Origin of the sequence: Pseudomonas sediminis, from assembly GCF_002741105.1 — a bacterium.
In the GTDB taxonomy this organism is placed as follows: Bacteria; Pseudomonadota; Gammaproteobacteria; order Pseudomonadales; family Pseudomonadaceae; genus Aquipseudomonas; species Aquipseudomonas sediminis.
In genome coordinates, this window is record NZ_NIQU01000005.1 from 330373 (window position 1) to 352022 (window position 21650).

Annotated in this window: 17 protein-coding genes; 6 read left to right on the top strand and 11 right to left on the bottom strand. The window is 63.6% G+C overall.

The features are described 5' to 3' along the window. Positions 1–56: 56 nt before the first annotated feature. Together xdhB and xdhA are read right to left on the bottom strand one after the other, a co-directional pair. Positions 57–2453, bottom strand: coding sequence for a xanthine dehydrogenase molybdopterin binding subunit (gene xdhB / locus CDO35_RS14715; protein WP_099525444.1), 2397 nt, complete (start codon positions 2451–2453; stop codon positions 57–59). A gap of 62 nt (positions 2454–2515) precedes the next feature. Beyond that, positions 2516–3955 carry a xanthine dehydrogenase small subunit gene (gene xdhA, locus CDO35_RS14720; RefSeq protein ID WP_099525445.1) on the bottom strand — a complete coding sequence of 480 codons (1440 nt, stop codon included), beginning with the start codon at positions 3953–3955 and terminating at the stop codon, positions 2516–2518. A 612-nt stretch (positions 3956–4567) separates the two neighbouring features. On the opposite strand from xdhA, the gene CDO35_RS14725 reads away from it, so the two are divergent. From CDO35_RS14725 to ligA, 4 genes are all read left to right on the top strand, one after another. After that, a complete protein-coding gene (locus CDO35_RS14725) occupies positions 4568–5227 on the top strand; it encodes a GntR family transcriptional regulator (RefSeq protein WP_099525446.1) in 660 nt (219 codons plus the stop codon). A 6-nt stretch (positions 5228–5233) separates the two neighbouring features. After that, complete coding sequence (smc, locus tag CDO35_RS14730; RefSeq protein WP_099525447.1) at positions 5234–8722, top strand: chromosome segregation protein SMC; 3489 nt, start codon at positions 5234–5236, stop codon at positions 8720–8722. A 213-nt stretch (positions 8723–8935) separates the two neighbouring features. Continuing rightward, positions 8936–9757 (top strand): cell division protein ZipA, encoded by an 822-nt coding sequence (gene zipA / locus CDO35_RS14735; protein WP_099525448.1) that lies wholly within the window; start codon positions 8936–8938, stop codon positions 9755–9757. A 59-nt stretch (positions 9758–9816) separates the two neighbouring features. Then, complete coding sequence (gene ligA / locus CDO35_RS14740; protein ID WP_099525449.1) at positions 9817–12177, top strand: NAD-dependent DNA ligase LigA; 2361 nt, start codon at positions 9817–9819, stop codon at positions 12175–12177. Positions 12178–12396: 219 nt separating this feature from the next. Here the strand turns inward: ligA and CDO35_RS14745 are convergent, their stop codons facing one another. The 5 genes from CDO35_RS14745 to CDO35_RS14765 all read right to left on the bottom strand — a co-directional run bounded on the left by CDO35_RS14745 (position 12397) and on the right by CDO35_RS14765 (position 15164). Then, on the bottom strand, positions 12397–12765 hold the full coding sequence (locus CDO35_RS14745; RefSeq protein ID WP_099525450.1) for a glutaredoxin family protein: 369 nt from the start codon (positions 12763–12765) through the stop codon (positions 12397–12399). 65 nt (positions 12766–12830) lie between these two features. Then, a complete protein-coding gene (gene folE / locus CDO35_RS14750) occupies positions 12831–13376 on the bottom strand; it encodes a GTP cyclohydrolase I FolE (protein ID WP_074680367.1) in 546 nt (181 codons plus the stop codon). Between the two features lie 77 nt (positions 13377–13453). Next, a complete protein-coding gene (locus CDO35_RS14755; RefSeq protein WP_099525451.1) occupies positions 13454–14011 on the bottom strand; it encodes a Smr/MutS family protein in 558 nt (185 codons plus the stop codon). Between the two features lie 154 nt (positions 14012–14165). Continuing rightward, the gene (locus tag CDO35_RS14760; RefSeq protein WP_099525452.1) at positions 14166–14486 is read right to left on the bottom strand and encodes a hypothetical protein; all 321 of its coding nucleotides are present in this window, start codon (positions 14484–14486) and stop codon (positions 14166–14168) included. Positions 14487–14567: 81 nt separating this feature from the next. After that, a complete protein-coding gene (locus tag CDO35_RS14765; protein ID WP_099525453.1) occupies positions 14568–15164 on the bottom strand; it encodes a cysteine hydrolase family protein in 597 nt (198 codons plus the stop codon). A gap of 155 nt (positions 15165–15319) precedes the next feature. On the opposite strand from CDO35_RS14765, the gene CDO35_RS23105 reads away from it, so the two are divergent. After that, positions 15320–15448 carry a hypothetical protein gene (locus tag CDO35_RS23105; RefSeq protein ID WP_256579520.1) on the top strand — a complete coding sequence of 43 codons (129 nt, stop codon included), beginning with the start codon at positions 15320–15322 and terminating at the stop codon, positions 15446–15448. A 78-nt stretch (positions 15449–15526) separates the two neighbouring features. Then, the gene (gene prmB, locus CDO35_RS14770) at positions 15527–16447 is read left to right on the top strand and encodes a 50S ribosomal protein L3 N(5)-glutamine methyltransferase (RefSeq protein WP_099525454.1); all 921 of its coding nucleotides are present in this window, start codon (positions 15527–15529) and stop codon (positions 16445–16447) included. A gap of 116 nt (positions 16448–16563) precedes the next feature. On the opposite strand, the gene CDO35_RS14775 is transcribed toward prmB, so the two are convergent. From CDO35_RS14775 to atuD, 4 genes are all read right to left on the bottom strand, one after another. Beyond that, positions 16564–17388 carry an SDR family oxidoreductase gene (locus CDO35_RS14775; RefSeq protein WP_099525455.1) on the bottom strand — a complete coding sequence of 275 codons (825 nt, stop codon included), beginning with the start codon at positions 17386–17388 and terminating at the stop codon, positions 16564–16566. An 88-nt stretch (positions 17389–17476) separates the two neighbouring features. Beyond that, positions 17477–19465 carry an acetyl/propionyl/methylcrotonyl-CoA carboxylase subunit alpha gene (locus CDO35_RS14780; RefSeq protein ID WP_099525456.1) on the bottom strand — a complete coding sequence of 663 codons (1989 nt, stop codon included), beginning with the start codon at positions 19463–19465 and terminating at the stop codon, positions 17477–17479. A gap of 102 nt (positions 19466–19567) precedes the next feature. Continuing rightward, positions 19568–20368 carry an isohexenylglutaconyl-CoA hydratase gene (atuE, locus tag CDO35_RS14785; RefSeq protein ID WP_099525457.1) on the bottom strand — a complete coding sequence of 267 codons (801 nt, stop codon included), beginning with the start codon at positions 20366–20368 and terminating at the stop codon, positions 19568–19570. Positions 20369–20422: 54 nt separating this feature from the next. Further along, on the bottom strand, positions 20423–21583 hold the full coding sequence (gene atuD / locus CDO35_RS14790; protein WP_099525458.1) for a citronellyl-CoA dehydrogenase: 1161 nt from the start codon (positions 21581–21583) through the stop codon (positions 20423–20425). Positions 21584–21650: the final 67 nt, after the last annotated feature.

Here is a 21650-nt window from a genome sequence, read left to right on the forward strand (position 1 = left end):
CAGCGGCGACAGCCGCGCCTAAGGTCCCTCCCACGGCAGCCTGAGGCTGCGCCAGGTCAGGCCGGTTCGACCTCGGTAGTGCTGGCTGTCTTGCTCTGTGCCTTCAGCTTGCGCATCTGCTCCACACCCCAGAGCACGCGCTCAGGCGTGGCCGGGGCGTCGATCTGCGGCTGCACCTTGTAGTCGGCCAGGCTGGCCACCGCGTCCTTCAGCGCGCACCAGGCGGCGATGCCGAGCATGAACGGCGGCTCGCCGACTGCCTTGGAGTGGAACACGGTGTCTTCCGGGTTCTTGCGGTTCTCCACCAGCTTCACGCGCAGGTCGATGGGCATGTCGGCGATGGCCGGGATCTTGTAGCTGGCCGGGCCGTTGGTCATCAGTTTGCCCTTGGCGTTCCACACCAGCTCTTCCATGGTCAGCCAGCCCATGCCCTGGACGAACGCGCCCTCGACCTGGCCGATGTCGATGGCCGGGTTCAGCGAGTCGCCGACGTCATGCAGGATGTCGCCACGCAGCATGCGGTATTCGCCGGTCAGGGTGTCGACCAGCACCTCCACGCAAGCCACGCCGTAGGCGTAGTAGTAGAAGGGACGGCCAGCCGCCTTGTCGCGGTCGTAGTAGATCTTCGGGGTGCGGTAGAAGCCGGTCGAGGACAGCGAGACCTGGCCGAAGTAGGCCTTCTGGATCACCTCCTCGAAGGACAGGAAGTGATCGCGCACGCGCACCTGGCCATTGCGGAATTCGACGTCTTCCGGGGTGACCTTGTACTCGCGCACCAGGAAGTCCACCAGGCGTTGCTTGATGGTCTCGGCCGCATTCTTCGCCGCCATGCCATTGAGGTCGGTGCCGCTGGAGGCTGCAGTGGGCGAGGTGTTGGGCACCTTGTCGGTGTTGGTGGCGGTGATTTGGATGCGCTCGATATCGACCTGGAACACTTCGGCCACGACCTGCGCGACCTTGGTGTTGAGGCCCTGGCCCATCTCGGTGCCACCGTGGTTCAGGTGGATCGAGCCGTCGGTGTAGATGTGGATCAGCGCGCCAGCCTGGTTGAGGAAGGTGGCGGTGAAGCTGATGCCGAATTTCACCGGGGTCATGGCCAGGCCTTTCTTCAGTACCGGGCTTTTCTGGTTGAACTCGATGATCTCGCGACGGCGCTTGGCGTACTCGGCGCTTTCCTCAAGCTCGGCGGTCATCTCGTGGATGACGTTGTGCTCGACGGTTTGGTGGTAGTGGGTGACGTTGCGCTCGGTTTTGCCGTAGTAGTTAGTCTTGCGCACTTCCAGCGGGTCCTTGCCCAGGCTGCGCGCGACGGCGTCCATCACTTCCTCGATGGCGACCATGCCCTGCGGGCCGCCGAAGCCGCGGTAGGCGGTGTTCGACGCGGTGTTGGTCTTGCAGCGGTGACCATTGATGGTGGCGTTGCCGAGGAAGTAGGCGTTGTCCGAGTGGAACATGGCGCGGTCGACGATGGAGCCGGACAGGTCCGGCGAGTAGCCGCAGTTGCCGGCCAGGTCCATCTCGATGCCGTGCAGCAAGCCGTCGTCATCGAAGCCGACGTCGTACTCGACGTAGAAGGGGTGACGCTTGCCGGTCATGCTCATGTCTTCCATGCGCGGCAGACGCATCTTGGTCGGCCGGCCGGTGAGGTGCGCGATCACTGCGCACAGGCACGCCGGGCCGGCTGCCTGGGTTTCCTTGCCGCCGAAGCCACCGCCCATGCGGCGCATGTCGATGACGATCTTGTTCATCGGCACGCCGAGCACTTCGGCGACCAGCTTCTGCACCTCGGTCGGGTTCTGCGTCGAGGTGTAGACCAGCATGCCGCCGTCCTCGGTTGGCATCACCGAGGAAATCTGGGTTTCCAGGTAGAAGTGTTCCTGGCCACCGATATGCAGGGTGCCCTGCAGGCGGCGTGGGGCGCTGGCCAGCTTGCTGGCCGAATCGCCGATACGATGGGTGTGGCTGGCGAGCACGAAATGCTTTTTGCGGTAGGCGTCGACCACATCGAGTACTGGCTCCAGGTCCTCGTACTCGACGATGGCGGCCATGGCCGCCTTGCGTGCGGTTTCCAGGCTGTCTGCGGCTACTGCCAGCACCACCTGACCAACGTACTCGACCTTGCCGTCGGCCAACAGCGGGTCACCGGCGACCACCGGGCCGATATCCAGCTGGCCTGGTACGTCATCCTTAGTGATGGCGATGGCCACACCCGGAATCTCGTAGCAGGGGCTGGTGTCGATGCGCACGATGCGCGCATGGGCGCGATCGGACTGGCGCGCGTAGACGTGCAATTGATTGGGGAATTCCAGACGGTCGTCGACATAGACCGCTTCGCCAGACACGTGCTTGTCCGCGCTCTCATGCTTGACGCTACGGCCGACGCCGCTGGTCATGCCGGCGCGGAACAGGGCGGCCAGCTCTTCCTGGGATTTGTGTTCGATATGACTGGACATCTTCGCCTCCAAAACTTCGCATGCCGCCGGGTGCGCCGGCGGCGTATCAATTCACTGCACGCTTACGCGTAGGCGGTAACCCGGGTTTCGATCTCGGGCGACTGCTGCTCCAGGAAGAACTTGCGCAGCAGGTTCTGGGCAGTGAGCAGGCGGTATTCCTTGCTGGCGCGGAAATCCGACAGCGGGGTGAAGTCCTCAGCCAGCGCGTTGCAGGCGCGTTCGATCACGCCCGGATACCAGGCCGAACCGACCAGGGCCGCTTCGCAGGCGCTGGCGCGTTTGGGGATGGCGGCCATACCACCGAAGGCGATACTGGCTTCGGTGACCACACCCTCTTCGATGGTGAGGTTGAAGGCCGCGCAGACGGCGGAGATGTCGTCGTCCAGGCGCTTGGACACCTTGTAGGCGCGGAACGCCTGGTTTGCCTGGGTGCGCGGCACGATGATCTTCTCGATGAATTCGGCTTCCTGACGGGCAGTCACCTTGTAATCGAGGAAGTAGTCCTGCAGCGGCAGGATGCGGCGGGTGTTGCCCTGGCGCAGGGCAATCTGCGCGCCGAGGGCGATCAGCAGCGGTGGGGCGTCGCCGATGGGCGAGGCGTTGCCGATGTTGCCGCCCAGGGTGCCCTGGTTACGGATCTGCAGCGAGGCGAAGCGGTGCAGTAGCTCGCCGAAGTCCGGGTATTCGCGCGACAGCGCTTCGTAGCAGTCGGACAGCGCCGCGGCAGCGCCGATTTCGATGGCGCTGTCGGTCACTTCGATGCGCTTCATGTCTTCGATATGGCCGACGTAGATCATCACTGGCAGTTCGCGGTGGAACTGAGTGACTTCCAGGGCCAGGTCGGTGCCACCGGCAAGCAGGCGTGCCTCAGGGTTGGCGGCGTAGAGGTCGGCCAGATCGGCCACGGTCAGCGGCACTAGGCAGCGCTTGTCGCCGCTATTGAGCTCGGCCGTCTCGCGCGGAACGATGGACTTGAGGCGGGCCACGGTATCGCTTTCGAAGGCATCGAACTGATCGGGCTGCTTCTGGCAGCAGGCCTGTTCGGCGGCGTCGATGATCGGGCGGTAGCCGGTGCAGCGGCACAGGTTGCCGGCCAGGGCCTCCATGGTTTGGCTCTTGTCGTACCCGGTGGAGTTCTTCTGCAGGGCGAACAGCGACATGATGAAGCCCGGAGTGCAGAAGCCACACTGCGAGCCATGGCAGTCGACCATCGCCTGCTGCACGCTGTGCAGCTTGCCCTGGTGCTTGAGGTCTTCGACGGTGATCAGTTGCTTGCCATGCAGGCTGGAAACGAAGGTCAGGCAGGAGTTGAGGGTGCGGTAGCGTACGCGGTCGCCCTCAAGCTCGCCCACCACCACGGTGCAGGCACCGCAGTCGCCGGAGGCGCAGCCTTCCTTGGTTCCGGTTTTGCCGACATGCTCACGCAGGTAATTGAGCACGGTGACGTTGGGGTCCAGGGCATGCTCTGTGCGCAGCTCCCGGTTGAGTAAAAACTGGATCAAGGACGACCTCCAGGCACTTTATTGTTATGAATCGGTGGCTCGCCGGGTATGTGCGCGCATTGCAAGGCCCCGGGCGTGATTGGCCATGGAGGCAATCTAGAGTTTTCTGACTTTTGGGTCAACAAATATTTGACCTGGTGGTCAGCTGCTTGTCATGCGTTTCGGTTATGAGCGCGGCGGGCTGGATTCATGCCCTGAGCGTAGCGGGTTTCGTGCCAGCGAGCGCTCTGCTGCGGGTCTTTCGCAGGGTGTCGCGGGGCTGTCTGGGCTTTACGCAGTGAGGCTTTTCGCGGAGCAGCAGGTGTGCACGACCGCAGCCACCCTGCAATATGAAGCCCGCAAGCTTGCGTTGCAGGAGGCATCGGGTGTGCTCGAGCGAGGGGCTCCGCTCAGCTACGACTCACTCAGTTGGTGCTCTCCACCGGCTTAGCCGGGCGTGTGGAGCGCGCGCGTTATGGTTCGCTGTAGGCGTGACGCAGCACCTGATAGCGGAGCTTGGCCCGGTAACGCCCTGTGGTACACTTGCTGCCAGATTTTCTTGCTCCCGCCCAGCCGTGGCGGGGCTCCCAGACTCGACCGCCTGCCCCTGGATCGACGTAAATAAGGAATGTCATGACGTTCAAGGCCCCGGACAGCCTCGCCGAGCAAATCGCGCATTACCTGGCCGAACGCATCATTCGCGGTGAGCTCAAGGAACGTGAGCGCATTCAGGAGCAGAAAGTCACCCAGGCCCTTAACGTCAGTCGTGGTTCGGTACGCGAAGCCCTGCTCATTCTCGAGCGCCGTCATCTGATCGTGATCCTGCCGCGCCGCGGTGCCCAGGTCAGTGAACTGACCCCGCATCACGTCACCAGCCTCTATGCGCTGAGCATCGAGCTCTACATCATGCTGGCGCGCGCGGTGATCAATCGCTGGAAGTTGGAAACCGACCTGGCGCCTTTCATCGATATCCAGCAGCGCCTGCTGGCCAGCCTTGAGCGCGGTGATATCGGCGCCTTTGTCGAGAACAGCTTCGACGTGATGCGCGCTGCCTTTCCCTTCGCAGACAACCCCTATCTGCAGGAAACCCTGGAGAATCTGCTGCCGGCCATCAGTCGCACCTACCACCTGGCGCTGGAGCGACGCAAAGGCGAGATGGGCCAGTTCATGAATACCTTCGCCAGCCTGCTGCAGGCGATCATCGCCCGCGACCCCGTGAGTGCCCGCGAGGTGCTGCAGGCTTATGGCGAGCACAACTGCCAGCTGGTGCTGGCGACTTTGGCCGAGCGATAAGCCCAGATGCGCCTGAAGAGCATCAAGCTGGCGGGCTTCAAGTCCTTCGTCGATCCGACGACGGTAAGCTTTCCCAGCAACATGGCGGCGGTGGTCGGGCCCAACGGTTGCGGCAAGTCGAACATCATCGACGCCGTACGCTGGGTAATGGGTGAAAGCTCGGCGAAGAACCTGCGTGGCGAGTCGATGACCGACGTCATCTTCAACGGCTCCAACACCCGTAAACCGGTGACCCAGGCTTCGATCGAGCTGATCTTCGACAACAGCGACAACTCGCTGGTGGGTGAATACGCCGCCTTCGCCGAGATTTCCATTCGCCGCCGGGTGACCCGCGACGGGCAGAACACCTATTTCCTCAACGGCACCAAGTGCCGCCGCCGCGATATCACCGATATCTTCCTCGGCACCGGTCTGGGGCCGCGCAGCTACTCGATCATCGAGCAAGGCATGATCAGCAAGCTGATCGAGGCCAAGCCCGAGGAGCTGCGCAACTTCATTGAGGAAGCCGCCGGCATCTCCAAGTACAAGGAGCGCCGCCGCGAGACCGAGAACCGCATCCGCCGCACGCAGGAAAACCTGGCACGTCTGACCGACCTGCGCGAAGAGCTGGAGCGCCAGCTCGAACGCCTGCACCGTCAGGCCCAGGCGGCGGAGAAGTATCAGGAGTACAAGGCCGAGGAGCGCCAGCTCAAGGCGCAACTGCTGGCCCTGCGCTGGCAGACGCTGAACCAGCAGGTCGGCAGCCGCGAGCAGGTGATCGGTGATCAGGAAGTGGCCTTCGAGGCCCTGGTGGCCGAGCAGCGCAGCGCCGATGCGGCCATCGAGCGGCTGCGCGACGGTCATCACGAATTGAGCGAGCGTTTCAACCTTGTGCAAGGCCGCTTCTATTCCGTGGGCGGCGATATCGCCCGCGTCGAGCAGAGCATCCAGCACGGCCAACAGCGCCTGCGCCAGTTGCAGGACGATTTGCGCGAGGCGGAAAAGGCGCGTCTGGAAACCGAATCGCACCTGGGGCACGACCGCACCTTGCTGGCCACTCTGGGCGAAGAACTGGAAATGCTCCTACCCGAGCAGGAGATGACTGCCGCTGCTGCCGAAGAATCCGCTGCCAGCCTGGAAGAGGCCGAAGCCGCCATGCACGGCTGGCAGGAACAGTGGGACGGCTTCAACCAGCGCAGCGCTGAACCGCGCCGCCAGGCCGAGGTGCAACAGTCGCGCATCGCCCAGCTGGAGCAGAGCCTGGAGCGCCTGGCCGAACGCCAGCGCCGCCTCAACGAAGAATTGCAGCAACTGGTGGCCGACCCCGAAGACGCCGCCATTCTCGAATTGAACGAACAGCTCGCTGCCGGTGAGTTGGAGCATGAAGCGCTGCAACTGGCCGAAGAACAGCAGGCCGAGCGCCTACAGCAACTGCGCGAGGAATTGCAGCAGGCCGGCCAGGCCCAGCAGCAGGCGCAAGGCGAGCTGCAACGCCTGAACGGTCGCCTGGCGTCGCTGGAAGCGCTGCAACAGGCTGCGCTCGATCCGGGGCAGGGCGCTGGCGAGTGGCTGCGCGAGCAGAACCTGCTGCAGCGTCCGCGCCTGGCCGAAGGACTGCGCGTCGAGTCGGGTTGGGAGCTGGCGGTTGAAACCGTACTCGGTGCCGACCTGCAGGCCGTGCTGCTGGATGATTTCGCCGGCCTGGATTTCTCCGCGCTGGAGCAGGGCGAGCTGCGCTTGGCCAGCCCGGCTTCGGGTGGTGTGCGGCGTGCCGGCAGTCTGCTGGACAAGGTGGAATCGAGCCATGACCTGTCGCCCTGGCTAGCCGGTGTGCGCCCGGTCGAATCCCTGGAGCAGGCGCTGGCTGCCCGTGGGCAACTGGCCGAAGGCGAAAGCCTGATCAGCCGCGACGGCTACTGGGTCGGTCGGCACTTCCTGCGCGTGCGTCGTGCTGCCGAAGCCGACAGTGGCGTGCTGGCGCGTGGCCAGGAGCTGGAACGTCTGCAACTGGAGCGCGAAGAGCGTGAAGCGGCCCTGGCGCAACTGGATGAACGTCTGCTGGCGCTGCGCGATGATCAACGTCGTCAGGAAGAGCAGCGTGAGCAGCAGCGCCGTCAGGGTCAGGAGCTGGCGCGCCAGCTGGCCGAGCTGAAGGCAAAGCTGTCCGCTAGCCAGGCCAAGGCCGAGCAGTTGGGCCTGCGCCGTCGTCGCTTGCAGGACGAACTGCAGGAGGCCGCAGAGCAGCGCGAGATCGAGCAGGAACAACTGGGCGAGTCGCGCCTGCAATTGCAAGACGCACTGGATGCCATGGCGCTGGATAACGAGCAACGCGAAAGCCTGCTGGCCAGCCGTGACAGCCTGCGCGAGCGCCTTGATCGCGTACGTCAGGAAGCCCGCCAGCACAAGGATCATGCGCACCAGTTGGCGGTGCGCGTCGGTTCGCTCAAGGCGCAGCATGACTCCACCCGTCAGGCGCTGGAGCGCCTGGAGATGCAGGCCGAGCGTCTGCACGAGCGACGCGAGCAACTGTCGCTGAATCTGGAAGAGGGCGAGGCGCCGCTGGAAGAGCTGCGCATGAAGCTCGAAGAGTTGCTCGAGCGACGCATGGCGGTGGACGACGAGCTGCGTCAGGCGCGCTTGGCGCTGGAAGATGCCGACCGTGAGCTGCGTGATGCCGAGAAACGCCGCACCCAGGCCGAGCAGCAGGCGCAAATGCTGCGCAGCCAGCTGGAGCAACAGCGCATGGACTGGCAGTCGCTCAACGTACGGCGCAAGGCGTTGGCCGACCAGCTCGCCGAGGACAATTACGACCTACACGGGGTGATCGCCACGCTGCCGGCCGAGGCCACGGAAAGCGCCTGGGAAGAAGAGCTGGAGCGCATGGCCGCGCGTATTGCCCGTCTCGGGCCGATCAACCTGGCGGCTATCGACGAGTATCAGCAGCAGTCCGAGCGCAAGCGCTACCTGGATGCTCAGGACGCCGACCTGGTCGAGGCGCTGGAGACCCTGGAGAACGTCATCCGCAAGATCGACAAGGAAACGCGCAATCGTTTCAAGGACACCTTCGATCAGATCAATGGCGGTTTGCAGGCACTCTTTCCAAAAGTTTTCGGTGGCGGCAACGCTTATTTGGAACTCACCGGCGAAGATTTACTCGATACCGGTGTAACCATCATGGCGCGGCCCCCGGGCAAGAAGAACAGCACCATTCATTTGCTCTCCGGTGGAGAGAAAGCGTTGACCGCTTTGGCATTGGTGTTTTCCATCTTCCAGCTCAATCCGGCGCCGTTCTGCATGTTGGACGAAGTGGATGCACCGCTGGACGACGCCAACGTCGGGCGCTATGCGCGGCTGGTCAAGGAGATGTCGGCCACGGTGCAGTTCATCTACATCACCCACAACAAGATCGCCATGGAAATGGCCGATCAACTGATGGGGGTAACCATGCACGAGCCGGGTTGTTCGCGCCTGGTGGCGGTGGATGTCGAGGAGGCGCTGGCGATGGTGGAGGCGTGATGGCAGAGCGCCGCGAGATTAACTGAATATAGGCAAAACCTTATGTGGCTCCCTGTGTAAAGTTGCCTTTCGTCGTGCTAGCTTATTGCCCACTTTTGTTACACGCGGAAAACGTCAGATAGAACATCAAGTTGGCGTCGCGTTTTATAGTTGAGTTGTGATCCGGTTGATTGGATCTTTTTTTCACCAGAATTATTAAGGGTCAGGTATTTCATGGAATTCGGTCTGCGCGAGTGGCTGATCGTTATTGGCATCATCGTTATCGCTGGCATTCTTTTCGACGGCTGGCGCCGTATGCGCGGTGGCAAGGGCAGGCTCAAGTTCAAGCTCGACCGCAGCTTCGCCAACATGCCTGATGACGACAGTGACCCGGATTTGCTTAGCCCACCGCGTGTGGTCAATCGCGACCACGAGCCGCAGCTGGACGAAGACGAACTGCCGTCGATGACTGCCAAGGACCTGCCGCGTCGTCCGCGCAACGAGCCGCAGCAAGGTGATCTCAACCTGGCCGTCGATGAGCCGGTGCCGACTCTGCTCAATCCGGTCGATGACGAACCCGTCGAGCCGAAAAAAGCCGCCAAGCCAGCCGCTGATGCCGCGCCGGTGGAAGAGGTGCTGGTGATCAACGTGGTCGCCCGCGATGATTTCGGTTTCAAGGGCCCGGCTCTGCTGCAGAACATTCTCGAAAGTGGCCTGCGCTTCGGCGAGATGGATATTTTCCACCGCCACGAAAGCATGGCTGGCAATGGCGAAGTGCTGTTCTCCATGGCCAACGCTCTCAAGCCGGGCACCTTCGATCTGGACGACATCGAAGGCTTCAGCACCCGCGCCGTGAGCTTCTTCCTCAGTCTGCCTGGCCCGCGTCATCCCAAGCAGGCCTTCGACGTGATGGTCGCTGCCGCGCGCAAGCTGGCCCACGAACTGGGCGGCGAACTGAAGGATGACCAGCGCAGCGTGATGACTGCGCAGACCATCGAGCATTACCGCCAGCGCATCGTCGAATTCGAGCGCCGGCAGCTGACCCAGAAACGCTGAAACATCAGTGCATTGCAAAAGAGCAGCCGAGGCTGCTCTTTTCGTTTGAGAGACCGAGCATGACCGACGCCGCCCAACGTATTTCCGAACTGCGCAACGAACTGGACGCGCACAACTACCGTTACTACGTGCTGGACGAGCCGAGCGTACCCGACGCCGAGTACGATCGCCTGTTCCGCGAATTGCAGGCGCTGGAAGCAGATCACCCTGAGCTGGTTACGCCGGATTCGCCGACCCAGCGCGTCGGCGGTGAGGCGCTCAGCGCCTTTGGTGAGGTGCGTCATGAAGTGCCGATGCTTAGCCTGGGCAACGCCTTCGAGGAAGACGACCTGCGTGCCTTCGACCGCAGTGTGCAGAACGGCCTTGGCGTGCCGGGCGGTGATCTGTTCGGCGGCGGCGCCGAGATCGAATACAGCTGCGAACCCAAGCTTGACGGCCTGGCCGTCAGCCTGCGTTACGAGAATGGCCAGTTGGTGCGCGGTGCTACGCGTGGCGATGGCAGCACCGGCGAAGATATCACCAGCAACGTGCGCACCATCCGCAACGTGCCACTCAAGCTGCAGGGCGAGGGCTGGCCGCAGGTGCTGGAAGTGCGTGGCGAGGTATTCATGCCCAAGTCCGGCTTCGAGGAGCTCAATGCACGGCAGGCCGAGATTGGTGGCAAGACCTTCGCCAACCCACGCAACGCCGCTGCCGGCAGCCTGCGTCAGCTCGACCCGAAAATTACCGCCAGCCGCCCACTGGAGTTCTGCTGCTATGGCGTCGGCCAGGTCAGCGGTGAACTGCCGGGGACCCAGGTGGCCATGCTGCAGCAGCTGAAAGCCTGGGGCGTGCCCATCAGCCGCGAACTGAAGCTGGCCAAGGGCGTCGAGGCCTGCCTGGACTACTACCGCGATATCGGCGCGCGGCGCATGAGCCTGGCTTATGACATCGATGGCGTGGTGTTCAAGGTCAACAATATCGAGGATCAGCAGCAGCTGGGCTTCCGTGCGCGCACGCCGCATTGGGCCATCGCCCACAAGTTTCCGGCGCAGGAAGAGCTGACCGAGCTGCTCGACGTGGAGTTTCAGGTAGGCCGTACTGGTGCGGTGACGCCGGTTGCGCGTCTGCATCCGGTCAAGGTGGCAGGTGTGATGGTGGCCAACGCAACCTTGCACAACATGGATGAAGTTGCGCGCCTCGGCGTGATGATCGGCGATACGGTGATCATCCGCCGCGCCGGTGACGTGATCCCGCAGGTGATGGCAGTGGTGCCCGAGCGTCGCCCGGATAATGCGCGCCCGGTGCATATCCCCGAGCAATGCCCGGTGTGCGGTTCAGTCGTGGAGCGCACACAACTGGTCAAGCGCAGCAAGGGCAAGGAGTCGCTCAGCGAAGGCTCGGTGTATCGCTGCGTCGGTCGCCTGAGCTGCCAGGCGCAGCTCAAGCAGGCGATCATCCACTTCGTCTCGCGCCGCGCCATGGATATCGAAGGCCTCGGCGACAAGACTATCGAGCAACTGGTGGACGAGAAGCTGATCGCTTCGCCGGCCGACCTGTACAAACTGACCTTCGAGCAGATCATCGGTCTGGAAGGCTTCGCCGACGTGTCCAGCAACAAGTTGCTGGCGGCCATCAGTGACAGCAAGCGGCCGACCCTGGCGCGCTTTATCTACGCCCTGGGTATTCCCGATGTAGGCGAGGAAACCGCCAAGGTGCTGGCGCGCTCCCTGGCCTCGCTGGAGCGCGTGCGCAAGGCGCTGCCGCAGGTGCTGACCTACTTGCCGGATATTGGCCTGGAAGTCGCGCACGAGATCCATAGCTTCTTCGAGGATGAGCACAATCAGCAGGTGATCAGCGCCTTGTTGGGCGAATGCGGCCTCGAACTGCAGGAGGAGGGCGAACTGAGCGCCGAGTTCTCGGCCGTCGCCACCCTCGGCGGCATGCTCGACAAACTGAATATTCCGAGTGTCGGCCCCGGAGCGGCGCAGAAGCTGGCGGAGCGTTTCGGCAGCCTGGAGGGCGTGCTTGGCGGCGATTGGCTGGACATGCGCCAGACCCTGCCGGAAAAGCAGGCCAAGGCCGTGCGTGAGTTCTTCGACAATGCTGAGAACGCCCAGCTCGCGCGCGCCATCGAGCAGCAACTGCGAGATTTCGGCATGCACTGGGAAAGCGAGAAGAAGGTCGCAGAAGGCCTGCCACTGGCTGGCCAGACCTGGGTGCTCACCGGCACCCTGGAAGTGATGAGCCGCGGCGTGGCCAAGGAAAAACTGGAGAGCCTTGGCGCCAAGGTGGCTGGTTCGGTATCGGCCAAGACCCATTGCGTGGTGGCCGGGCCAGGTGCCGGTTCGAAGCTGGCCAAGGCTAGCGAGCTGGGGGTGAAGGTACTGGACGAAGCGCAGTTCCTCGACCAGCTCAAGGTCTACGGTATCGAGCCCTAATAGGCTGTTCGCGAGCAGAGCTCGCTCCTACAGAAACAGGCAAAGATACGCCGATCTTGTAGGAGCGGCTTCAGCCGCGAAAGTACCCGTGCCGGATCGTCGAGAGCCTGCAGGCCTGGACGAAGTTCAGGTGCCGAATTCTGAACCTGCAGGAGCCGGCTTGCCGGCAATCCTTTACGGAGACATCGCCGGCAAGCCGGCTCCTGCGGAAAGCTTGGCTCAACCAGCGAAGCGCTGATCCAGATAGGCGATGATCGCCTTCGACTCGTACAGCCAGGTGCTCTGGCCGTTTTCCTCGATGCGCAGGCACGGCACCTTGATGCGGCCGCCGTGCTGCTCCAGCGCCTGACGATGTTCAGCATCGTTCTTGGCGTCGCGCAACTGCACCGGCAGGTTCAGACGGTGCATATTGCGGCGTACCTTGACGCAGAACGGGCAGGCGTGGAACTGGTAGAGCGCCAGGTTGGCCGTGGCGCGCTCGACCTCGGCTTGCGCTTCGGGGCTGCGCTTGAGCTTGCGCGGGCGGCTGATCCAGTCGACGAACACGACGAGCTGACCCAGGCCGATACGAAGGGCTTTGAGCAACATCTTTCTAACTCCTGAAATGCCGACGGCCGTTCACCGAAGTGAGCGGCCGTCGTCTGAGACTTGGCTCAACGAACCAGATTGAGGAATTCGCCGCGGGTCGCCGGGTTGCTGCGGAATTCGCCGAGCATCACCGAGGTGACCATGGAGGAATTCTGCTTCTCCACGCCGCGCATCATCATGCACATGTGCTGCGCTTCGATGACCACCGCCACACCCAGCGCGCCGGTGACCTGCTCGACCGCTTCAGCGATCTGTCGGCTGAGGTTTTCCTGGATCTGCAGGCGGCGGGCGTACATGTCGACGATACGCGCCACCTTGGACAGGCCCAGCACCTTGCCGTTGGGAATGTAGGCAACATGGGCTTTGCCGATAAACGGCAGCAAGTGATGCTCGCACAGCGAGTACAGCTCGATGTTCTTCACCAGCACCATCTCGCTGTTGTCGGAGCTGAACAGCGCGCCATTGGTGACCTCTTCCAGCGTCTGCTGGTAGCCACGGCAGAGGTACTGCATGGCTTTGGCGGCGCGCTTGGGCGTGTCCAGCAGGCCTTCGCGGGAAACATCCTCGCCAAGTTGGCCAAGGATCGCTGTGTACTGTTGTTCCAGGGACATGGAAAATCCTGTTGGGTATCGAATGGGCGCAGGGTAGGGCGCCGACAGGGGCCTGGCAAGAGTGCCAGGTTCTCTGATTACTCGTCGCGACCATCCATCATGGTGCGCTTGAGGATGATGTACACCGCGCCAGTACCGCCGTGTTTGGCGACGCAGGAGCTGAAGCCCAGTACTTGCGGGTGCTGGCGAAGCCAGGTGTTCACGTGGCTCTTGATCATCGGCTTGCGCCCGTCCATGCGGACCGCCTTACCGTGGGTGACGCGCACGCAGCGGATCTCCAGCTTGGTGGCTTCGGCAAGAAACTCCCACAGCGTGTCGCGCGCCTTCTCGACGCTCATGCCGTGCAGATCGAGGCTGCCGTCGAAGGGGATCTGGCCCAGCTTGAGCTTGCGCATCTGGCCGTCCTGCACGCCGTTACCAGCCCAGTACAGCGGGTCTTCGGCCCCCACGTCGATGACGAACTGATCAGACAGGCCATCCACCTTGATCTCGCTCTGGCTGATGGTCGCAGCCTGGCGCAGGGTGTTGAACTGTTTACGGTCAGTTTTGGGTTTGCCGGTATCGGCGCGGTCGTGCTTGAGCGGCTTGACGCCGCGCAGCTCGGCCTGGAACAGGGAAAAGTCGTCGTCTTGCATCGGTGGCTCCGCGAAACAGGCTGGCATTTTACCCAAATGCCAGCGGCGTAAGCGTAGAAAGACGAATTTGTAGGTGCAGAATTGTCAGGCGCAATCGGCGGAAAGCATCACTGGCAAGCCAGCTCCTAAAGTTGTCGGGGCTGTCTTCGGGTGGTCAGTCGCGCTTTTTCATCAGCGATGGCGACAGGCTCAGATCGCTGGGGCGACGCAGGCGTCTGCGGCAGCGACGCCAGAAGGCGATGCCGGCCCACAACAGAAACAGGCCGAACAACAGCAGGACGATGGCCTCGCCGGTGGAGTCGTTGAGCGCGCCCAGCACTGGCGCACGACCCGCCAGCGAGGCGACGCCGGCCATCGCCAGGAGGATACCGAAGGCGGCGAGAAGGGCGCCCAGGCCGGCTCCGATACGCAGGCGCCAGTTTCTCGGCTGGCGCGGGCGCAGGCGGCGTGCATCGAAATCGTCGGACAGCTTCATTCCGATTTCCTTTGGTTTATCGGCGGTATGACCGGCTGGTCGCACTCAGGTTCCGCTGCACTGGCAAGACTGCTACCGCTTTCACACCAGCGACTTGGCGTGCGGTACCAGGGTGGCGAAGTTATCGCCCAGAGCGATCATCTCGATGCGATGCACTTCGGCGGCGGCAATCACGCTGCCATCTGGTGCGGGTAGGTCGCGGGTAGCGCAGGCAGCGTCGACCAGAGTGCAGCGGTAGCCATAGTCCTTGGCGGCGCGAACGGTGGTGCTGACGCTGGAATGGGTCATGAAGCCGCAGACGATCAGGTCCAGGTGGCCGAGTGCCTGCAAGCGATCATGCAGCTCGGTACCGGCAAAGGCGTTGGGCAGGCGTTTTTCAACGACGATCTCGCCAGCCAGCGGGGCCGCTTCCGGCAGGTGACGACCGCGCGGACCGCTGGGGTCGAGCAGGCCGCCGGGAATGCCGAGGTGCTTGACGTGAACGATGTCGGCACCGGCGCTGCGCGCCGCTGCCAGCAGGTTGGCGATCTCGGCCAGTGCAGGGTCCAGGCCCGGCAGCGCCAGCACGCCGCTGCGGTATTCTTCCTGAGCGTCGATTATCAGCAGGGTCGCATTGTTCAGGCTGGCCGGCGCGTGGCCACGACCGGTGAGCTGGAACATGGTTTGCGGATGGGACATCTCGGGCTCCTGGCTGATGGTGATAATGTGCCATTGTCCGCTTGCCAGAGCGCTCTGTGAACCTCTATCTGCGCCAAGGCTTGCTCGGAGCATTTTGCCAGCGCAGAATCGGAACTGCCCTGAAGGACTCAGTGGCGTACGCAAAAGGAGTTGCCATGTCACTTTTGTCGCAATATTCACCGCATTTCTGGCTGTTGTTCTCCATCGCCGTGGCCATCGCCGTTCTGCGCGAGCTGCGCCGTCCTGATGACGATGCGCTGCGCAAGAAGCGCGAGCGGTTATGAGTATTAGTTAACCCGCCATTCATGCGCTAGCCACCCGCACTGGGCTAAACTTCCGCACTTTTCACCCGGAGGCCGCCCGTGACTGCTCTCACTACCCGTTTACGCACTCTGCGCGATTACATTCGCTGGGCCGTCAGCCGTTTTCAGGCCGAGCAACTATTTTTCGGCCACGGCACCGACAATGCCTGGGACGAGGCGCGCCAGCTGGTGCTTGGCGCAGTGCACTTGCCCTGGGAAATCTCCGACGCCTACCTCGATTGCCGCCTGGAAGACGACGAGCACGCTCACCTGCAGGCATTGCTCAAACGCCGCATCGAAGAGCGTGTGCCCACCGCCTACCTGCTCGGCGAAGCCTGGTTCTGCGGTTTGCCCTTCGTCGTTGATGAGCGCGTGCTGGTGCCGCGTTCGCCGATTGCCGAGCTGATCGACCGTCATTTCGCCCCCTGGCTGCCGACCGAACCGGTGCGCATTCTCGACCTGTGTACCGGCTCCGGCTGCATCGGTATCGCCTGTGCCTACGAATTCCCCGAAGCGGAAGTGGTGCTGGGCGATCTGTCGTTCGACGCGCTGGAGGTGGCCAACCTCAACATCGAGCGCCATGGCCTGGAGGATCGCGTCTTCTGCGTGCAGGGCGACGGCTTTGCCGGGTTGCCTGGGCAGCGTTTCGACCTGATTGTCTCCAACCCGCCTTATGTCGACGCCGAGGATTTCGCCGACATGCCTGCCGAATACCAGCACGAGCCGGAGATGGGCCTGGCCTGCGGTGCTGATGGACTGGATCTGGTGCGACGCATGCTGGCTGAAGCGGCCGATCACCTGACCGAGCGTGGTGTGCTGATCGTCGAGGTGGGCAACAGCCAGGTGCATGTCGAAGCGCTATACCCGGAAGTGGACTTCACCTGGCTGGACTTCCAGCGTGGCGGGCATGGTGTGTTCCTGCTGGCGGCCAAGCAGTGCCGCGAGCATCAGGAGTTGTTTCGTTCGCGTATCGAAGGCTGATTCGCCGGTGCGCGCGGCGCACCCTACGGATCCGGGCTACGAAGTCGAAATGGTATTCCCTCTCCCCAGCCCTCTCCCATGAATGGGAGAGGGGAGCGTGGCGTATCCAGTCGTGCTCAATCGACAAACAGATCCGGTACCAAGCTGCCGCCAGCGGGATCGAAGCGATACGGCTCGAAGTCGCTGACGCCCTGTTCGCGCAGGATGTCCTCGTCGATCAGCAGGCGACCGGTGATGCTGCGGCCCTGGCTGGCCAGGATCGCGTGGGCCGCGTCGGCCATGATCGCCGGCGTGCGCGCGCGCTTGAAGGCGTCGCGGCTGCCCAACTCGAACTCGATGGCGGCGGTGGCGATCATGGTCTTTGGCCACAGCGAGTTGACGCTGATGCCGTACTTCTTGAACTCCTCGCTCATGCCCAGGGTGAGCATGCTCATGCCGTATTTGGTGACGGTGTAGGGGCCGTGCTGGGCGAACCACTTGGCGTCGAGGTTGAGTGGTGGGGAGAGGTTGAGGATATGTCCGCCGGCGCTCTTTTTCAGATACGGCAGGGCCGCCTGGCTGCAGACCATCACCGCGCGGGTGTTGATCTGGTACATCAGGTCGAAACGCTTGGGTTCGAGCTTCTCCACACCTACCAGCTTGATCGCGCCTGCGTTGTTGACCAGCGCGTCGATACCGCCGAAATGCTCGGCGGCCTGGGCCATGGCGGCTGCCACGGCCTGTTCGTCGCGCACGTCCAGCTGCAGGGCCAGCGCCTTGCCGCCTGCGGCCTCGACCTCGGCGGCGACGCTGAAGATGGTGCCTTCCAGTTTTGGGTGCGGCTCGGCGCTCTTGGCCGCGATGACGATGTTGGCGCGATCGGCGGCGGCCTTGAGGGCGATCTCGCGGCCGATGCCACGGCTGGCGCCGGTGATGAACAGGGTCTTGCCGGAAAGTGACATGGGCGTGCTCCGGTATTGTTGTTATGAGGGAGGAGGGACTCTAATTGTGAGTTTCCATCGCGGCTAAAGCCCCTCCCACAGCGATATATCAAGCCTCTGCAGCTTCGATTTCCACCAGCAACTGGCGATTCTTCACCTGGTCGCCCTGGCTCACGCCGACGCGGCGAACGATGCCGTCGACGCCAGCCTTGAGCGGGTGCTCCATCTTCATCGCTTCCAGCACCACCAGCAGTTGCCCCTTGCTCACGCTGGCGCCCTCGGCGATCAGGACGTCGACGATGGCGCCATCCATCGGTGCCTTCACCGCGCCGCTGCTGGCGGCGTTCTGGCCGCCGGCCGGTTCATGGGTGACATCAACCAGTTCCAGGTTGCCGTGCTCGCCATACAGCCACAGGTGCTCGCCTTCGATGTGGTAGGCCTGGCGGCGGCGCACGCCGTCCAGCTCCAGGGTCAGCCAGCGACCGTCGCTGGCCAGTAGGCGCAGGGACAGCTGTTCTTCGCCACGACGCACGCAAAGGTGCGCTTGGGCGCCGCTGGCGAGCACGTCCAGCTCCACGGCGTGCCTGTGCTCGCCCTGCTTGAGGACGAAACGCCAGGGCGCGCTGCCGGCGCTGCGCCAGCCGGACAGGCCGGGCTGGTGCGCACGGGCGTCGGCCGAGACCTGATAGAGCAGGGCAGCGGCCATGGCCAGCTCGGCCAGGCTGGCGGTATGCGGATGCAGGCTGGGGTCATCCGCGAAATGCTCGGCGATGAATGCCGTGGTGGCGTTGCCGGCGGCGAACTCCGGGTTCTTGAGCAGGTTGGCGAGGAAGCGCTGGTTGCCGTTGACGCCGAGCAGCACGCATTGCTCAACGGCTCGTACCAGCTTGCGCCGGGCTTCGTCACGGGTTTCGCCGTAGGCGATGACCTTGGCCAGCATCGGATCGTAGAAGGGGGTGACGGCCTGGCCCTCGACCAGGCCGTGGTCGATGCGCACGCCGGCCAGCAGTTCGGGCTCCCAGCGCAGCACCTGGCCGGTTTGCGGCAGGAAGCCGGCGGCCGAGTCCTCGGCGTACAGGCGCACCTCCATGGCGTGGCCGGTGAGGCGAATGTCGTCCTGCTGCAGTGGCAGGGACTGGCCTTCGGCTACGCGAATCTGCCAGGCCACCAGATCCTGCCCGGTAATCAGCTCGGTAACCGGGTGCTCGACCTGTAGGCGGGTGTTCATTTCCAGGAAGAAGAACTCGCCGCTGGCGTCGAGCAGAAATTCCACGGTGCCGGCGCCGACGTAGCTCACCGAGGCTGCAGCCTTGACCGCCGCTTCACCCATGGCCTTGCGCAGCTCCGGCGTCATGACCGGGCAGGGCGCTTCCTCGACCACCTTCTGGTGGCGACGCTGCACCGAGCAGTCGCGCTCGCCGAGATAGACGATATTGCCGTGCTGGTCGCCGAAGACCTGAATCTCCACATGGCGTGGGCGGATCACCGCACGTTCGAGGATCAGCTCACCGGAGCCGAAGGCGTTCTGCGCCTCGGAACGGGCGGTGCGGATCTGCCCCAGCAGTTCGGAGGATTGATGTACCAGGCGCATGCCGCGGCCACCGCCACCGGCGCTGGCCTTGATCATCAGCGGATAGCCGATACGCTCGGCTTCGCTGGCCAGGGTTTCGTCATCCTGGGCGGCGCCTTCGTAGCCGGGAATGCAGGGCACGCCGGCTTCGAGCATGGCGATCTTGGACAGGCGCTTGCTGCCCATCAGGTGGATGGCTTCCACGGTCGGGCCGATAAAGACGATGTTGGCTGCTTCACAGGCGCGGGCGAAATCGGCGTTCTCGGAGAGGAAGCCATATCCGGGGTGGATGGCGTCGGCGCCGGTCTTGCGCGCGGCGTCGATGATGGCGTCGATGCGCAGGTAGGACTGGTTGACCTGGGCCGGGCCGATGCACACGGCTTCGTCGGCGATCTGCACATGGCGGGCGTCGGCATCGGCCTCGGAGTACACGGCCACGGTGCGGTAGCCGAGCTCGATGGCGGTGCGCATCACCCGGCAGGCGATCTCGCCGCGGTTGGCGATCAGGATCTTGTTGAATGCGGGCATCTTTGTGCTCCTGTGGGGCGATCCCCGGATTGCATCCGGGCTACGGTGTTCTGGCATGTGCGGGAGGGGCTACATGTCGCGGCTAAAGCCCCTCCCACAGGGTTAATCGGCAGCCCACTTCGGCTTGCGCTTCTGCAGGAAAGCCATGGTGCCTTCGACACCCTCGGCGCCGGTCACGGCTGCGGCGAACTGCTCGGCCGCGCGGTCGAGCAGCGGGCCGAGTGCTTCGTGTTCGCTGGCCAGCAGCAGGGCCTTGGTCTGGGCATTGGCCTGTGGCGCACACTGACGAATTTGCTCCAGGGTCTCGTCCAGTCGCTGTTGCAGCGCAGTCTCATCGTCCTCGCAGTAGTGCACCAGACCCAGTCGCAGCGCTTCGGCACCGTCGAAGCGGGCGGCGGTCAGGGCCAGGCGGCGTGCCTGAGTCAGGCCGATGCGGTGCACGACGAAGGGGGCGATCTGCGCCGGGAGGATGCCCAGTGTAGTTTCCGGCAGGCCGAACTTGGCGCCGCTGGCGGCGATGGCCACATCGGATACGCAGGCCAGGCCGAAGCCGCCGCCCAGCACCGCACCTTCCAGTACCGCTACCAATACCTGCGGCGCGGTCTGGGCCTCTTCCAGCAGCGCACCGAAGGCGCGGTTCAATTCGCGGTAAGCATCGCCACCCTTGGCGCGGGCACCGGCCATGTCCTTGATATCGCCGCCGGCGCAGAAATGGCCGCCAGCACCGCGCAGAACGAGGGCGCGCACGTTCGGATCATGGCGCACGGCCTCCAGCGTGGCGCGCAGTTCGCCGACCATGGCCAGGCTCATGGCGTTGCGGCTGTCCGGGCGGTTGAGGGTGACGTGCAGCACGCCACCATCGAGGTTCAGCAGCAGGGTTTCGCAGTGGGGCAGATCGTTCATCGCATAGCCTCGGTGTAGGGCGGGTGAAACCCGCCGCACGGGATGAATGGCAGGTCAGCCTTTCTTCTTCCCTGGCAGGATGCCCATCAGCTTGCAGATGATGCCGAGCATGATTTCGTCGGCGCCGCCGCCGATGCTGACCAGGCGCACGTCGCGGTAGGCGCGCGACACCGGGTTGTCCCACATGAAGCCCATGCCGCCCCAGTACTGCAGGCAGGCGTCGGACACTTCGCGGCCCAGGCGGCCGGCCTTGAGCTTGGCCATCGACGCCAGCTTGGTCACGTCGCGGCCCTTCACGTACTGCTCGGTGGCCTGGTAGACCAGCGCGCGCAGGCACTCGATCTCGGTCTGCAATTCGGCCATGCGGAAGTGGATGACCTGGTTGTCGATCAGCGGTTGGCCGAAGGTGTGGCGCTGCTTGCAGTAGTCGATGGTGGTGTCGACGCAGTGCTCCAGGCCCTTGATCATGTTGGCCGCGCCGAACAGGCGCTCTTCCTGGAACTGCAGCATCTGCATCATGAAGCCGGCGCCTTCGTGGCCGATGCGATAGCGCTGCGGCACACGCACATTGTCGAAGAACACCTGGGCGGTCTCGGAACTGCGCATGCCGAGTTTGTCCAGGTGCGGGCTGACGCTGACGCCCGGAGTCTTCATCGGCACCACGATCAGCGACTTGTTGACGTGCGGCTTGTCGTCACTGGTATTGGCCAGCAGGCAAATGAAGTCGGCCGACGGCGAGTTGGTGATCCACATCTTGCTGCCGTTGATCACATAGTCGTCGCCGTCCTTGCGTGCAGAGGTCTTCAGGCCCGCCACGTCTGAGCCAGCGCCGACTTCGGAGACGCCGATGCAGCCGACCATCTCGCCGGTGATGGCCGGACGCAGGAACGCTTCGCGCAGCTCATCGGAGCCGAAGCGTGCTAGGGCAGGGGTGCACATGTCGGTCTGCACGCCGATGGACATCGGGATGCCGCCGCAATGGATGGTGCCGAACTCTTCGGCGGCGACGATGGAGTAGCTGTAGTCCAGGCCCATGCCGCCGAATTTTTCCGGTTTGGAGATGCCCAGCAGGCCCAGCTCGCCGGCCTTCTTGAAAATGTCGTGGATGGGGAAACGGCCTTCCTTTTCCCACTCATCGACGTGCGGGTTGATTTCCTTGTCGACGAAGTTGCGGACGGTGCGGCGGAGTTCTTCGTGTTCTTGGGTGAAGATCATTGTTGTTGTGCTCCGTATCGAATGGGTCTGTAGGGCGGGTGAAACCCGCCGCATGCTTGGCGGGTTT